General features: G+C 59.3%; 15 protein-coding genes. 9 read left to right on the forward strand and 6 right to left on the reverse strand.

Annotated elements, in window-relative coordinates:
* Nucleotides 1-79: 79 nt before the first annotated feature.
* Nucleotides 80-457, forward strand: a complete 378-nt coding sequence (locus CHH27_RS05655) for a hypothetical protein (RefSeq protein WP_198338357.1) — start codon at nt 80-82, stop codon at nt 455-457.
* 6 nt (nt 458-463) lie between these two features.
* On the opposite strand, the gene CHH27_RS05660 is transcribed toward CHH27_RS05655, so the two are convergent.
* Nucleotides 464-1,099 (reverse strand): MarC family protein, encoded by a 636-nt coding sequence (locus tag CHH27_RS05660; RefSeq protein ID WP_094070723.1) that lies wholly within the window; start codon nt 1,097-1,099, stop codon nt 464-466.
* 227 nt (nt 1,100-1,326) lie between these two features.
* Here CHH27_RS05660 and gyrA point away from each other — a divergent pair, with 227 nt between their 5' ends.
* Complete coding sequence (gene gyrA / locus CHH27_RS05665; protein ID WP_371681826.1) at nt 1,327-4,134, forward strand: DNA gyrase subunit A; 2,808 nt, start codon at nt 1,327-1,329, stop codon at nt 4,132-4,134.
* 92 nt (nt 4,135-4,226) lie between these two features.
* Here the strand turns inward: gyrA and CHH27_RS05670 are convergent, their stop codons facing one another.
* Nucleotides 4,227-4,640, reverse strand: coding sequence for a phosphopantetheine adenylyltransferase (locus CHH27_RS05670; RefSeq protein ID WP_094070725.1), 414 nt, complete (start codon nt 4,638-4,640; stop codon nt 4,227-4,229).
* Nucleotides 4,641-4,806: 166 nt separating this feature from the next.
* Here CHH27_RS05670 and coaD point away from each other — a divergent pair, with 166 nt between their 5' ends.
* The 5 genes from coaD (at nt 4,807) to tgt (ending at nt 8,841) form a co-directional block, all read left to right on the forward strand.
* Complete coding sequence (coaD, locus tag CHH27_RS05675; protein WP_094070726.1) at nt 4,807-5,313, forward strand: pantetheine-phosphate adenylyltransferase; 507 nt, start codon at nt 4,807-4,809, stop codon at nt 5,311-5,313.
* A 43-nt stretch (nt 5,314-5,356) separates the two neighbouring features.
* Nucleotides 5,357-5,893 carry a peptidylprolyl isomerase gene (locus CHH27_RS05680; protein ID WP_094070727.1) on the forward strand — a complete coding sequence of 179 codons (537 nt, stop codon included), beginning with the start codon at nt 5,357-5,359 and terminating at the stop codon, nt 5,891-5,893.
* 48 nt (nt 5,894-5,941) lie between these two features.
* Entirely contained in the window at nt 5,942-6,415 is a 474-nt protein-coding gene (locus CHH27_RS05685) for a peptidylprolyl isomerase (RefSeq protein ID WP_094070728.1), read from the forward strand.
* A 191-nt stretch (nt 6,416-6,606) separates the two neighbouring features.
* The gene (queA, locus tag CHH27_RS05690) at nt 6,607-7,680 is read left to right on the forward strand and encodes a tRNA preQ1(34) S-adenosylmethionine ribosyltransferase-isomerase QueA (RefSeq protein WP_094070729.1); all 1,074 of its coding nucleotides are present in this window, start codon (nt 6,607-6,609) and stop codon (nt 7,678-7,680) included.
* A 9-nt stretch (nt 7,681-7,689) separates the two neighbouring features.
* A complete protein-coding gene (gene tgt / locus CHH27_RS05695) occupies nt 7,690-8,841 on the forward strand; it encodes a tRNA guanosine(34) transglycosylase Tgt (protein WP_094070730.1) in 1,152 nt (383 codons plus the stop codon).
* A 30-nt stretch (nt 8,842-8,871) separates the two neighbouring features.
* On the opposite strand, the gene CHH27_RS05700 is transcribed toward tgt, so the two are convergent.
* The 3 genes from CHH27_RS05700 to galU form a co-directional block, all read right to left on the reverse strand.
* Nucleotides 8,872-9,306 carry a DUF4864 domain-containing protein gene (locus CHH27_RS05700; protein ID WP_094070731.1) on the reverse strand — a complete coding sequence of 145 codons (435 nt, stop codon included), beginning with the start codon at nt 9,304-9,306 and terminating at the stop codon, nt 8,872-8,874.
* Between the two features lie 183 nt (nt 9,307-9,489).
* Nucleotides 9,490-10,788 (reverse strand): nucleotide sugar dehydrogenase, encoded by a 1,299-nt coding sequence (locus CHH27_RS05705; protein WP_094070732.1) that lies wholly within the window; start codon nt 10,786-10,788, stop codon nt 9,490-9,492.
* Between the two features lie 114 nt (nt 10,789-10,902).
* Nucleotides 10,903-11,796: a UTP--glucose-1-phosphate uridylyltransferase GalU gene (galU, locus tag CHH27_RS05710; protein WP_094070733.1), complete on the reverse strand. Its 894-nt coding sequence runs from the start codon at nt 11,794-11,796 to the stop codon at nt 10,903-10,905.
* 365 nt (nt 11,797-12,161) lie between these two features.
* Between galU and kdsA the strand changes: the two genes are divergently transcribed.
* On the forward strand, nt 12,162-13,010 hold the full coding sequence (kdsA, locus tag CHH27_RS05715) for a 3-deoxy-8-phosphooctulonate synthase (RefSeq protein WP_094070734.1): 849 nt from the start codon (nt 12,162-12,164) through the stop codon (nt 13,008-13,010).
* A gap of 141 nt (nt 13,011-13,151) precedes the next feature.
* Complete coding sequence (eno, locus tag CHH27_RS05720) at nt 13,152-14,426, forward strand: phosphopyruvate hydratase (RefSeq protein WP_094070735.1); 1,275 nt, start codon at nt 13,152-13,154, stop codon at nt 14,424-14,426.
* A 69-nt stretch (nt 14,427-14,495) separates the two neighbouring features.
* Here eno and CHH27_RS05725 read toward each other — a convergent pair whose 3' ends face one another.
* The gene (locus CHH27_RS05725; RefSeq protein WP_094070736.1) at nt 14,496-15,170 is read right to left on the reverse strand and encodes a DsbA family oxidoreductase; all 675 of its coding nucleotides are present in this window, start codon (nt 15,168-15,170) and stop codon (nt 14,496-14,498) included.
* Nucleotides 15,171-15,284 lie beyond the last annotated feature (114 nt).

The following is a 15,284-nucleotide window of genomic DNA, read 5'->3' on the forward strand; positions in this document are numbered from 1 at the left end:
CGCACTCGTGATTTTTACAAGGGCTCGATAACGGTCAGGATGCCTGCCTGCCGCAAACACCCCAATCACGGACGATCAGATGCGCATTGCTCGAATATTTGTTGCCGGATGTCTTCTTGTTACCAGCCTTGGTGCCGCTACACAGGCCCTTGCGGGGGACGTTGAAATTGTCGATGCGAAGGCGCGGTCGTCAGGCGACAGCTGGACTTTCTCCGTGACGCTCAAGCACGGCGATACCGGCTGGGACCATTATGCCGATCTCTGGCAGGTCTACACACTGGACGGCGCGTTGCTCGGCGAAAGAGTGCTGCTGCATCCGCACGAGAACGAACAACCCTTCACCCGTTCCCTGTCAGGTGTGCAGGTTCCAGATGACGTGACCGAAGTTATTATCAGGGCACGCGACAACGTTCACGGTGTGTCGCCACAGGAGTTTCGCCTGAAGCTTGACCGCTAGGCTGCCTTACCCCCGGACAAAGGCAAGCACACCATCGGCGACGAACTGGACGGAAAGAGCAGCCAGCAACACACCGAGGAGCCGCGTGATCACGAGCTGGGCCGTATCGCCCAAAAGCCTCTCGATCTTGTCGGCCAGGAGAAACGCGCCCATGCAGCTCAGGAGAATGATCGCAATGACCGCACCCAAACCGGCATAGGTAAGGGTGTCGGGCGCTTCACCGGATAGAAGAATGATCGCGGAGATCGCTGCCGGACCGGAAATCAGCGGGATGGCCAAGGGAAAGATGGCAAGCTCATTTACCGTGCCATGATGGGCTTCCGATTCCACCGCCTTTTCTGCTGTCTCCGTTTTGCGCTCCTGACGCTTGCCGAAGATCATTTCCAGCGCGATCATGAACAGCAAGATGCCCCCGGCAACCCGGAAGGCACTGACGGAAATGCCGAGAACATTCAAAACCGTCTGCCCGGAAGCGTAGAACACGAGAAGGATGCCAGCTGCCGTGATGGTGGCCCGAATGGCAACTTTTCGCCTGTCCGACTTGCTCATTCCGGCGGTGACGGCCAGGAACATCGGTGCCAATCCGACCGGATCGATGGTCACGAAAAGCGTCGCGAATGCGTTGATGTAATAGTCGAGCATTTCAGGTTCCCGGGGCGGTTTTTCAGGCGTCTTGATGGGCTTACTATAGGGCTTTGCATGCCACGGCGACCGGCCGCGCAAAAATGATTTTCCGGCCCTGTGAATACTTCTTATAGAGTATTGATTTTAAAGACTTATTACTTAGGTGGAAAAGCGCCCGGAATTTGGACCGCAGCCTTGAATCGGATATAAAAGACACAGCAATAACAATGAAATGAGTGTCTTCCTTGGCTGACCAGGACAACAGCACCCCTTCAGACGGCCTCCCGTCTGATATCAAACCGGTCTCCATCGTCGATGAAATGAAGCGCAGCTATCTCGATTACGCCATGAGCGTGATCGTGTCCCGTGCGCTGCCCGACGTACGAGACGGACTGAAACCGGTACACCGGCGCATCCTCTATTCGATGCACGAGAACGGTTATGAGTGGAACAAGCCCTATCGCAAGTCGGCCCGTGTGGTCGGTGACGTCATGGGTAAGTACCACCCCCACGGCGACAGCGCGATCTATGACGCTCTCGTGCGCATGGCGCAGGATTTCTCCCTGCGTCTGCCGCTGATCGACGGGCAGGGTAATTTCGGCTCGATCGACGGCGACCCGGCCGCGGCCATGCGTTATACGGAGTGCCGCCTGGAGAAAGTCGCGCACAAGCTGCTCGACGATATCGACAAGGACACGGTCGACTTCCAGGAGAACTACGACAACTCCGAATCCGAACCGGTCGTCCTGCCGGCGAAATTCCCGAACCTTCTGGTGAATGGCGCAGGCGGCATTGCCGTCGGCATGGCCACGAACATTCCGCCACACAATCTTGGCGAAGTGATCGACGCTGCCATTGCCATCATGGAAAATCCGGCAATGACGCTGGAAGACTTGATGCAGATCGTTCCGGGCCCGGATTTCCCGACCGGCGGCATGATCCTTGGCCGCGCCGGCATCCGCAGCGCCTACGAAAGCGGCCGTGGTTCCGTCGTCATGCGGGCCAGGGTGGATGTCGAGGAAGTCCGCAAGGATCGTAACGCGCTGATCGTGAGCGAGATCCCGTATCAGGTCAACAAGTCGACCATGATCGAGAAGATTGCCGAACTGGTGCGCGACAAGCGCATCGAGGGCATCTCCGACATTCGCGACGAGAGTGACCGGTCCGGCATGCGGGTGGTGATCGAACTGAAGCGCGACGCGGTTCCGGACGTCATTCTGAACCAGCTCTATCGTTTCAGCCAGCTTCAGACATCCTTTGGCGCCAACATGGTTGCGCTGAACGGCGGCAAGCCGGAGCAGATGAACCTCTCCGACATGCTGCGCGCCTTCGTGGCCTTCCGCGAGGAAGTGATCCAGCGGCGCACACGTTTCCTTCTGAAGAAGGCCCGTGACCGGGCCCATATCCTGGTTGGTCTGGGCATCGCGGTTGCCAATATCGACGAGGTCATCAAGCTGATCCGCAGCGCCCCGGACCCGGCAACGGCCCGCGCCCAGCTGATGGAGCGCAACTGGCCGGCCCAGGACGTCGAAGCGCTTATCCGGCTGATCGACGACCCGCGCCACATGGTCCAGGAAGACGGCACCTACAAGCTGTCCGAGGAACAGGCCCGCGCCATTCTCGACCTGCGCCTGCAACGCCTGACCGCCATGGGCCGGGACGAGATCGAGGAAGAGCTCAACAAGATTGGCGCCGAGATTTCCGACTATCTCGACATCCTGCGCTCTCGGGCGCGCATCCAGGAAATCGTCAAGAACGAGATGCTGGAGATCAAGGAAGAGTTTGCGACGCCGCGGCGGACGGAAATCATCGAGGGTGGTCCGGATTTCGACGAGGAAGACCTGATCCAGCGCGAGGACATGGTGGTGACCGTTTCCCATGGCGGCTACATCAAGCGTGTTCCGCTGGCGACCTACCGGGCGCAACGCCGCGGCGGCAAGGGCCGCTCCGGCATGGCGACCAAGGAAGAGGATTTCGTCACCCGGCTGTTCGTGGCCAACACGCACACGCCGGTGCTGTTCTTCTCCTCGCGCGGCATCTGCTACAAGATGAAGGTCTGGCGTCTGCCGCTCGGCGGTCCGACCTCGCGCGGCAAGGCCCTGATCAACCTGCTGCCACTTGAGCAGGGCGAGCAGATCACCTCGATCCTGCCACTTCCTGAGGATGAGGACAGCTGGGCGGATCTGGACGTGATGTTCGCAACCGTGCGCGGCACGGTCCGCCGGAACAAACTGTCCGATTTTGTCAACATCAACCGCAACGGCAAGATCGCCATGAAGCTGGAGGACGGCGACGGCATTGTCGGTGTCGACACCTGCTCCGAACATGACGACGTCATGCTGACCACCAATTTCGGTCAGTGTATCCGGTTCCCGGCAACGGATGTCCGGGTCTTCGCGGGCCGAAATTCGGTCGGCGTTCGTGGCATTCGCCTGGCGGACAATGACCGGGTCATCTCCATGCAGATCCTGCATCACATCGATGTCGATGCGGAAGAACGGGCCGCCTATCTGAAGCTTTCCCGCGCAATGCGTGGCGAAGCCGATGAAAACGGCAGTGGAGCGGACGAAGATGGCGTGGTTGCAGGTGACCTGCCGCAGGAGCGGTATGCTCAGATGAGCGCTGCGGAACAGGTCATCCTGACGATCTCCGAGAACGGATACGGCAAACGGACCTCATCCTTTGAGTACCGGGTCACCGGCCGCGGCGGCAAGGGCATTACGGCCATGGCGGTGAATGACCGCAATGGCGGTCTGGTTGCCTCGTTCCCTGTCGAGGATAGCCACCAGATCATGCTGGTGACCGATGGTGGTCAGCTGATCCGGTGCCCGGTCGACGGTATCCGCATCGCCGGGCGCGCGACGCAGGGCGTCATCGTCTTCAAGACAGCGGCTGAAGAAAAAGTCGTTGCCGTGGAAGGCATCTCCGAAGTGGATGAGGACGACGACCTCGAAGAAAACGGCGAGGGTGCCGAAGACGGAGAAGCCGCAACCGACGGTGATGCTGGCGATACACCAGCTGCCGAAGGCGGCGACGACACGCCGGAAAGCTGATCCTTCAGGATCTGGCTCCAAAACGACAACAGCGGCCAGGGTGGAACCTGAGCCGCTGTTTGCCGTTACGGGGAGGGAGGTATTTGAATCGTTCAGTTTGTTGCCGGGTAGCGCGCCAGAATGGTCTCGTTGACGGTCGGGGCGGATTTTTCAACGGTGACAAACGAAACCTTGCGCACCTTGCTGGCACCCGTCAGGGCCGCTGCGCAGTCTGCTGACCAGGCGCCCCAGGCCTGCGACTTGCAGGTATCGGATGTGGAGGTGGCGACGCGGTCGCCCTTTGTTGTCGTCAGGCCCTGCGTTGCCAGGCTTGTCAGATCTTCTGCCTGGGACGCATTGCTCGGATGCATCGTCATGACGCCGGCGGCGATCATGGTCAGAAGTGCCAGCATGAAAACAGCTGCCAGCTTCACATGCATGGCCGGGTCGACAGCCTGGGCACGAATGGCAAAGGGTTGAGCCGCTTGTGTCTGTGCGGTCCGGTCGGTGGTTGAATTGCTCCTCATTGTCCTGGCTCCTGCTCACGCCACTTGGATTTCGATGACCTCACCTTGGAACATTGTTGGAAAGCGCGATGTGACGGCCGTCACAGTTTGTCAGTTGCTGGCAGAATGCGGATCTGTTTCAGGCTTTCCCTTGTGAGGTGGCAACAGGCAGAGTAAGGAAGGGGCCATGACTCGTATTGCGCTCTACCCGGGTTCGTTCGATCCCGTCACCAACGGCCATATGGATATTCTGCGTCAGTCGCTCGCACTGGCGGACAGGGTTGTGGTCGCGATCGGCATCCATCCGGGCAAGTCTCCGCTGTTTTCCTTTGACGAGCGCGTGGCACTCATTCACGCCTCTGCCGAAGCCGAATTCTCTCCCGAGGAAGCAAGCCGGATCGATGTGATTGCCTTTGACGATCTGGTCATCAACACCGCTCGCAGCCAGAAGGCCGGCTACCTGGTGCGCGGCCTGCGGGACGGCACGGACCTTGACTACGAAATGCAGATGGCCGGCATGAACGGCACCCTCGAGCCGGACATCAGGACGATTTTCCTGCCGGCGTCGCCAAATGTCCGCCATATCACCGCCACCTTGGTGCGCCAGATCGCAAAAATGGGTGGGGAAATCTCTGCCTTCGTGCCTGAGCCGGTCGCCGAACCGTTGCGCCGCCGGGCCCGACCGGACAACTGATCCCTTTCACTCCCGAACCTGGACCGAACATCAGGAGATTCCAGTGTCACGTTTGTTTGCAACCTTCGCCGTTCTGGCATCGCTCATTCTCTTCCCTTTCGCCGCCAATGCCCAGGGCGACCCGGAGAACACGCTCTTCCTTGACCTGAAGGACGGCCGTGTTGTCATTCAGCTCCGCCCGGACCTGGCTCCCGAGCATGTCGCCCGGATCAAGAAGCTGGCCCGCGAAGGCTTTTATGACGGCATTGTCTTTCACCGGGTCATCGATGGCTTCATGGCGCAGACCGGCGACCCGACCGGGACGGGCCGGGGCGGCTCCAACGAACCGGACCTGAAGGCCGAGTTTTCCCGTGAGCCCTTCAAGCGCGGCACGCTCGGCATGGCCCGCGCCTCCAGCCCCAACAGCGCCAATTCCCAGTTCTTCATCATGTTCGACAATGGTGACTTCCTGAATGGCAAGTACACCGTGTTCGGTGAGGTCGTCGACGGCATGCAGTTTGTCGACAACATCAAACGCGGCGAACCACCGGCAAACCCGGACAAGATCGTCAAGATGCAGGTTGCAGCGGACGCGCAATAAGTCCCGAACCTCATAGCCCCATCTTTCAAGACCCTAGGAGATAGTCTCATGGCCGATATCAAAGACGCCGAAAACACCCTTCTCATGGAAACCAGCCAGGGCTCGATCGTGATCGAGATGAAACCGGATCTGGCACCGACCCACGTTGCGCGTATCAAAGAACTCGTGCGCGAAGGTTTCTATGACGGAATCAAGTTTCACCGCGTGATCGACGGTTTCATGGCCCAGACCGGCTGCCCGCAGGGAACAGGAACAGGCGGTTCCGGCCAGAAGCTGAAAGCCGAATTCAGCAACGAAAAACACGTCCGCGGCACATGCTCCATGGCCCGCGCGATGGACCCGAATTCCGGCGACAGCCAGTTTTTCATCTGCTTCACCGACGCACCGTGGCTCGACGGCCAGTACACCGTCTGGGGCCAGGTGATCGAAGGCATGGAAAATGTCGACAAGATCAAGCGCGGCGAGCCGGTTGTTGATCCGGACAATATCGTCTCCCTGAAAGTGGCTGCCGACGCAGCCTGATCAGGACCCAAACGGGAACCAGGCCGGCGCGGAAGGAATTCCGCGCCGTCTTGCTGTCCGCAGGACCCTGCGCCGGTTGACCTTCGGCCAATCCAGCTTTAAGAGCCGCAGACTGATCGATCCGGCATCCGGACCAGCTTCCTGGTCCGTGGAGCAGACCGGTAGCCCCCAAACAGCACCAAGTGAGCGCCATGCGCGTCGACCAATTCGATTTTGATCTGCCCAACGAGCGTATCGCCTTGCGCCCGGCGCGTCCCCGCGATGCGGCTCGAATGCTTGTTGTGCGCCCTCAGGCCGATCCCCCCCTTGTCGACGGCGGGGTGCGCGACCTGCCGGATGTTCTGGAGCCGGGGGATGCTCTCGTTTTCAATGACACCAGGGTGATTCCCGCCCAGCTGGAGGGAACCCGCCTGCGCGGCGAAATTTCTGCCGGAATCGGGGCAACACTGCACATGCGGACGGGCCCTGATCGTTGGAAGGCTTTTGTACGTCCGGCAAAGAAACTGCAGGTGGGCGACGATGTCCTGTTCGAAGGGTTCGGGACGCGGTTGACTGCAGAAGTCTCGGAAAAAGCCGACGGCGGCGAGGTCCTGCTGGTATTCGACCGCTCCGGTCCCGCACTGGACGAGGCAATTGCGGCTGTGGGCCATATTCCCCTGCCGCCCTATATCGCGCAGAAACGCGGTGAGGACGAACAGGACCGCCAAGACTATCAGACCATGTTTGCGGAAAAGGACGGAGCGGTTGCCGCACCGACGGCGGGTCTGCATTTCACATCGGGCCTGCTTCAGGCACTGGAAGATCGCGGCATCGAACACCACCGCGTGACGTTGCATGTCGGCGCAGGCACATTCCTGCCGGTCAAGGCGGACAAGACCGAAGACCACAAGATGCATGCCGAATGGGGCGAGGTTTCCCCGGAGACCGCCGAAGCGCTTGCCGCCGTCAAGGCACGTGGCAACAAGGTTGTCAGTGTCGGAACGACCTCCTTGCGCATTCTGGAAAGCGCGGCTGTGAAAACGGGCAGGATTGCGCCCTTCAAAGGCGAAACCTCGATCTTCATTACGCCTGGCTACCGATTCAAGGTCATCGACGCCCTGATGACGAATTTTCACCTGCCCCGGTCAACCCTGTTCATGCTGGTCTCCGCCCTGTCAGGCCTTGAGACCATGCGTGCTGCCTATGCCCATGCCATTGATCAGGAATACCGCTTCTACAGCTACGGGGACGCCTCCCTGCTGTTTCCGGACAAGGACGCCGTCTAAGGACATCTCATGAGCCAGGACCAGAACACATTCGGCTTCAAGCTGATCACCACCGACGGAACAGCGCGCCGCGGCGAAATCACCACACCGCATGGGATCGTTCGGACGCCCGCCTTCATGCCGGTCGGCACCCAGGCGACCGTCAAGGCCATGTATCCGGAGCAGGTCCGGGAAACCGGCGCTGATGTGGTTCTGGGCAACACCTATCACCTGATGTTGCGGCCGACGGCGGAGCGCGTCGCCAAACTCGGTGGTCTGCACAAGTTCATGAACTGGCCGCACACCATCCTGACCGATAGCGGCGGCTTCCAGGTCATGTCACTCGCCCAATTGCGCAAGCTCGACGAGGACGGCGTCCGGTTCCAGAGCCATATCGACGGTCAGAAATACCACCTGACACCGGAGCGGTCTGTTGAAATTCAGGGCCTGCTCGGATCGGACATCCAGATGCAGCTGGATGAATGCATCAAGCTGCCGAGCCCGAAGGAGGAAGTCCAGAGGGCGATGGAATTGTCGCTTCGTTGGGCGGAGCGGTCACGTCGGCAGTTCGAGGCCATGGGTGGTCCGGTCAAGGGGCAGGGGCTCTATGGTATCGTTCAGGGTGGCGATCAGCCGGACCTGCGCATCCGTTCGGCCGAAGAACTCGGCAAGATGCCGTTTGAGGGATACTCGGTCGGCGGTCTGGCTGTCGGTGAACCGCAGGAAGTGATGTTGAAGATGCTGGACATCACCACGCCCGTCATGCCGGTCGACAAGCCGCGCTACCTGATGGGCGTTGGCACGCCTGACGATCTTCTGGAAAGCGTCAAGCGCGGCATCGACCAGTTCGACTGCGTCATGCCGACCCGCGCAGGACGGCACGGCCTTGCCTATACGCGTTTTGGCAAGGTGAACCTGAAGAATGCGCGCCACCAGGAAGACCCGCGGCCGCTGGATGCGGAGGCCGAATGTCCTGCGGCAAGCATTTACAGCCGCGCTTATCTGCATCATCTGGTGCGCGCAGGCGAGGGGCTTGCCGGCATGCTGCTGACCTGGAACAACATTGCCTATTATCAGTTTCTGATGCAGGGCATGCGGGATGCCATCGAAGCAGGCCGTTTCGAGGATTTCTATGCTGAAACGAAGGAAAACTGGGCAAGAGGTGACATCCCGGCGCTGTAACGCCGAAAAGTCATCGCGAAATTCAGACCCTCAGGCCGAAAAACCCTCGGACTTCGTCAGATAGCACCCGGAAATGCGCCAGCTTCCGTCAGGCTGTTTTTCAAAGCTGTACAGAGCGAGCCAGTTCTTGCCCTGCGGGCCGGTCACGTAGACCTCCTGGGTCGGTCCGTATTTGGTCATTTTCGACTGCCCGAACGTGACGCTTTTGGGCTGATACACCGGCCGGTAGCCCTGCCGCACCATCTCCATGAAGAATTCGGGTGTCTGGAACCGGCGCTGAAGTGAATCCGTTGCAAAGGAAAACGCGGCCTTGGCGTTGCCGGACGCAAAGGCGCTCATCTGGTTCTTGATGATCGTCTGCAGCTTGGCCCCGTCGAAGCCCTCTTCGGCTTTGACAGTGGCAGTCGCCAGCAGAAGACTGGCACCGGCTGCTGCAGCCAATTTCCAGAAACGGTACTGAGCCATGATCGATGTCTCCTGTTCTGAAACCCGATCAGTATACGGCTCAATTCCTTACCCGGATCCCACTTTTCTTGAGAAATCCCCGACGTCAGCAGGCGGCCGACGGCAGAACGATGCGCGCCCGTTGCATCGATAAGCAGATGTCCCGGCCAAGGAAAGTGCCCAAGGCCAAAAATCACAGCGATTTCAAAGTCGCCAGAGTGTCACGCCCTCAGGGACACTTGCCCGGTCCAGCTTGGCTGGAATGTCGGCAACAAGGCCCCGGCCGTCGCCAAGAAACGCCGTCGTGGTTTTCCAGCCCGAAGACCCCTCGCAGAATTGCGCATGCGGCACAGCCAGGACCACGACGTCAGCGGGTTCCAGGGCGTCGCTCGGGGTCAGGGTGATTCCATATTCCTCGACCACTTCCAGCGGATCGGCAAGGGGATCGGACACCTCCACCCGCGCCCCGAAGTTTTTCAGTTCACGGATCAGATCGACAACCTTGGAATTTCGGGTATCGGGCACATTGGCCTTGTAGGTGACCCCGAGCACCGTGACCTTCGGCGGCATGGTCAGACCGAGCCGGACACATTCCTGGATGATCTTGCCGGCAACGAACCCCGGCATGGCTTCGTTGGTCCCGCGCCCGGCCAGGATCACCTGCGGGGTCATGCCGATTTCATGGGCCTTGTGGGTGAGGTAATAGGGATCGACCCCGATACAGTGGCCACCGACCAGCCCGGGCTGAAAGGGTAGGAAATTCCACTTGGTCGCGGACCCCTCAAGCACGTCGCGTGTATCGATGTCCATCTGGTGAAACAGCATGGCCAGTTCGTTCATCAGCGCGATGTTGAGATCACGCTGGGTGTTTTCGATGACCTTGGCAGCCTCTGCCACCTTGACGGACGGCGCCCGGTGAATGCCGGCAGTAACGACCGACCCGTAAAGGGCGACAAGCAGGTCCGTCGAAACTGCGCTGGAGGCTGCGACAATCTTGGTGATGTCGGCAAAACCGCGTGACGTATCGCCCGGATTGATCCGCTCCGGCGAATAGCCGACCTCAAATCCGTCCCCCAAACGGTATCCGGAACCCTGTTCCAGGATCGGCACGGCAACCTCTTCCGTTGCCCCGGGAAAGACCGTCGATTCAAACACGACGATCGCACCGTGTTTCATGTTTCGGCCGACGGTTTCCGCAGCCTTGCGGAACGGTGTGAGGTCCGGCCGCTTGGCCTCGTCGACCGGCGTCGGCACGGCAACGATGAGCACGTCGCGATCTGCCAGAGACGCTTCATCGCCTGAAAAGGTGAGTGTTGCAGCCGACAGGTCTTCAGGAGAAACAGACGCTGTGCCGTCTCGACCGGACCGCAATTCATCAAGCCGCTTCGTGTTGATGTCGAAGCCGACCACATCGTAGCCCTTGGCCGCAAAGGCGGTCGCAACCGGCAGGCCGACATAGCCAAGGCCGATGATGGCGAGTTTCTTGGAAGCGAGTTCTTGCATGGGCAGGGGGCGTCCGAATTGGGCCAGAGAAAGGGCCGGGCCCTGATAAGGAGCCCGGCCCAGTCCTAATCCGTTCGCTATTGCAATTTCAAGCCCATAGCGGCTGACAGAGACTTATTCGGCAGCCTCGGGATGATCGATCATCTCCTGCATGAAGGGGAGTAACTCCTTTGCAAGACTCGGGTCATCCAGACCGAAGGCGATGTTTGCACTCAGGAATCCGGCCTTGTTGCCACAGTCATAGCTGCGGCCCTCGAACTTCAGGGAAGCAAAGGGCTGTGTCTTCATGAGCGCCAGCATGCTGTCGGTCAGCTGGATTTCGCCACCTGCGCCCTTGTCCTGGTTGGACAGCAGGTCGAAGATTTCCGGCTGGAGGATGTAACGTCCTGTGATCTGAAGATTGGACGGCGCCGTTCCCTGCGGAGGCTTCTCGACCATGTTCGTGATCTTGTGCGCATTTTTTCCGATCTCGTCGGCAAGCTCGACGATACCGTAGTTATGCGTCTGATCGTCGGGGACCTCTTCCACGGCGATGATGTTGCCGCCGGCCTTTTCATAGACATCGACCATCTGCCTGAGACAGCTCACCTTGGACTTGATGATCACGTCCGGCAGCAGGATGGCGAATGGATCGTTCCCGATGATATCTCTGGCGCACCAGATCGCATGCCCGAGACCAAGCGGTGCCTGTTGCCGGGTGAAGCTTGTGGAACCGGGCTGGGGCCTGTGTTTCTCGAGCAGCTCCAGAGCCGCGGTCTTGTTCCGTGCCTTGAGCGTGTCTTCCAGCTCGTAGGCCATGTCGAAATGGTCTTCTATGACCTGCTTGTTGCGTCCGGTGACAAACACGATGTGTTCAATCCCTGCCGCGCGCGCCTCATCGACAACATATTGAATGATCGGACGGTCGACGATGGTCAGCATTTCCTTCGGCACCGCTTTGGTTGCGGGCAGAAAGCGTGTACCGAGACCGGCGACCGGCAGGACCGCTTTGCGAATGGGCTTGTTCATTTCAGGCCTTCCAATGCTTTTTCAAGCGATTTCAATAGTCTTTTGCCCACTCATAAACAAGCGCGGCACGAATCTCACGTTTAAATATCGGGTGTTTGTGGAGCTTCTGTTAAAGAGACAAGGATGTTGGTTCGCATAGGACGGACACTGAAACCCCGCAAAGAAGGGCTAACCCGGGGACCGGCTCGTCCGGCCAACTGCCTGCCAAGAAGTTTAATCGATTTAATTCCGGTATTGCACTGCGCCATGCCGCTGTTGCGGGTTAGACAAAAGAAGGTTATGGAACACGCAAATTATTGCTGGGTGAGGGCAGACCCTGAAGGCAACACCGTGCAACGCGGTGCCCTTCCGACAGATGGTGGAATATGACCGAGGCAAATCGAGTAGTTTCCGTTGGCAATGTGTCTTTTAGCAACGCTACGCCGTTCAGCCTGATTGCAGGGCCGTGTCAGCTGGAGAGCCGCGAACATGCGCTCGAATGCGCTGCTGCGGTCAAGGAGATCACGGAGAAGCTCGGTATTTCCACAATCTTCAAGACATCCTTTGACAAGGCCAACCGCACGTCGCTCTCCGGACAACGTGGTGTTGGCCTGTCCGATGCTTTGCCGATCTTTGCAGAGATCAAGGAAACCTACGGCATGCCGGTATTGACCGATGTGCACGCGCCGGAGCAATGCGCGCCGGTCGCCGAGATTGTTGACGTTCTGCAGATCCCTGCATTTCTGTGTCGCCAAACCGACCTTCTGGTTGCCGCCGCAAAAACCGGCGGTGTCGTCAACGTCAAGAAAGGCCAGTTTCTTGCGCCCTGGGACATGAAAAATGTTCTGGACAAGGTAACGGGCTCCGGCAATCCAAACGTCTTGCTGACCGAACGCGGTGCAAGCTTTGGGTACAACACGCTTGTGACCGACATGCGGTCCCTGACCATTATGGCGCAGACCGGTGCTCCGGTTGTTTTCGATGCAACCCATTCTGCACAGGCTCCGGGAGGACAAGGTGGTTCTTCGGGTGGCGATCGGACCATGGTACCGGTCCTTGCGCGTGCTGCAGTTGCTGTTGGCGTCGCTGGCCTCTTCATTGAAACCCATCCGGATCCCGACAAGGCACCGTCCGACGGTCCGAACATGGTGCCGCTGAGTGAGCTGGAAGCACTTCTTGCGCAGCTCAAGGCACTTGATGCGGTTATCAAGACTCCGGCTGTAGCCGCCGAATAGATTGTTTCAGCCGCATCCTTGGATGCGGCTTTCTCATGTGGAGCCATGCTCCGTTTCTCACGCCGGTCTGCCGGCGTCCACTAATGCCGGACCCCGTCCGGCAAACGTCAGTACTGCTACTTGTGACAGGGAGTTCATTCCATGACCGCCATTATCGATGTCATCGGCCGTCAGATCTTTGACAGCCGCGGCAATCCGACCGTTGAGGTCGACGTATTCCTGGAAGATGGCTCCTTCGGCCGTGCCGCCGTTCCGTCCGGCGCGTCGACCGGCGCGCATGAAGCCGTTGAACTGCGCGACGGTGGCGACCGCTACATGGGCAAGGGCGTTCAGAAGGCCGTTGATGCCGTCAATGGCGAGATCTTCGAAACGATCGGCGGCCTTGAAGCCGAGGATCAGCTGCAGATCGACCAGGCGATGATCGACCTTGACGGCACACCGAACAAGGCCCGTCTTGGCGCCAATGCAATCCTGGGAGCGTCCCTTGCCGTTGCCCGCGCTGCAGCCCAGGCGTCCGGTCTGCCGCTCTACCGCTATGTCGGCGGCACCTCCGCCCGCACCCTGCCGGTGCCGATGATGAACATCATCAATGGCGGCGCCCATGCCGACAACCCGATCGACTTCCAGGAATTCATGATCATGCCGGTTGGGGCCGAAAGCCTCAGTGAAGCCGTTCGCATGGGCTCTGAAATCTTTCACACGCTCAAGAAAGCCCTGAACGCTGCCGGTCACAACACCAACGTTGGTGACGAAGGTGGCTTCGCACCGAACCTGGAGTCGACCGACGCAGCCATCGGTTTCGTCATGAAATCCATTGAAGCGGCCGGATACAAGCCGGGAGAAGACGTCTATCTGGCGCTTGACGCCGCTTCGACCGAATTCTTCAAGGACGGCAAATACGTCCTGGAAGGTGAGGGTAAGTCACTGGCACCTGAGGAAATGGCTCAGTATCTCGCCGATCTCGTGTCCCGCTATCCGATCATCTCCATCGAAGACGGTCTGGCAGAAGACGACTGGGACGGCTGGAAGGCCACTACGGACCTTGTTGGCAACAAGTGCCAGCTGGTCGGTGACGACCTCTTCGTGACCAACTCCGAGCGCCTGCGCAAGGGCATCGACATGGGTGTTGCCAACTCCATCCTGATCAAGGTCAACCAGATCGGCACACTGTCCGAGACACTTGATGCCGTCGAAACCGCCCACAAGGCCGCCTATACCGCCGTGATGTCGCACCGGTCCGGCGAAACCGAAGACAGCACGATTGCCGACCTGGCCGTTGCCACCAATTGCGGACAGATCAAGACTGGTTCCCTGGCCCGCTCCGACCGGCTCGCTAAATACAATCAGCTGATCCGGATCGAGGAAGAACTGGGCCCGCAGGCTATCTACGCAGGCCGGTCCATCCTGAAGGGCTGAGCCTTGCCTCTCTGAAAACGAAAAACCCCGCAGAAACTGCGGGGTTTTTTGTTGCCTGCTTTCGGGCTTCTACTGGGACGCGGCAGCCTGCGGGTTGGTTCTTGTTTCTTCCGCATGCAGCAGGGCGGCGGCAATCGTTTCTGCCTTCTCGGCACCGGCCAGAACAAACCGCCCGTCGATGATGAAGCAGGGAACGCCGGACACTCCAGAATTGACAGCGTTTTCGATCTGGGCCGTAACCTTGTCGAGATCGGTTTCCGTCTCCAGGAGCTGTTCCACCAGATCGGACTGCATGCCGGCTTCCTCGGAAATCCGCACCAGCGTTTCGGATTTGGTCAGGTCTTCTCCGTCAACAAAATAGGCCTTGAAGAGACGCTCAACCACCTCGTCCTGAAGATCGTCCGCGCGAGACCACAGGATCAAGCGGTGGCAATCGAGGGTGTTTGGGGACAGCCTGATATCCACGAAAGCAAACGGGATGCCTTCTTCCTGACCCGCCGTCCGGATCTGGCTGTAAAAGGCATTAGCCCGATCCATCCCGCCGAACTTGTCGCTGAGATACTGCTGCCGATCCTTGCCGGACTTCGGCAGGGTCGAATCCAGCTGAAAGGGGTGCCAGCGCACCAGAACATTCAGTTGCGGCACAGAGCGGAGCGCGGCTTCCAGCCGTCGCTTACCGATGTAACACCACGGACACATCACATCCGAAATGACATCGACGGTGAGTGGGGCTACATCTGTCATGCGACTTCCTGATTTCTGACTGGTTCATTCAAGGCTAGTGCCTTGTGGGTATTTGCCAAGCCCCATTTCGTGGCAACGTTAAGGCAAGGCCCCAAAATTGCGCGAAATGCGCCG

Origin of the sequence: Labrenzia sp. VG12, from assembly GCF_002237595.1 — a bacterium.
Classification (GTDB): Bacteria; Pseudomonadota; Alphaproteobacteria; order Rhizobiales; family Stappiaceae; genus Roseibium.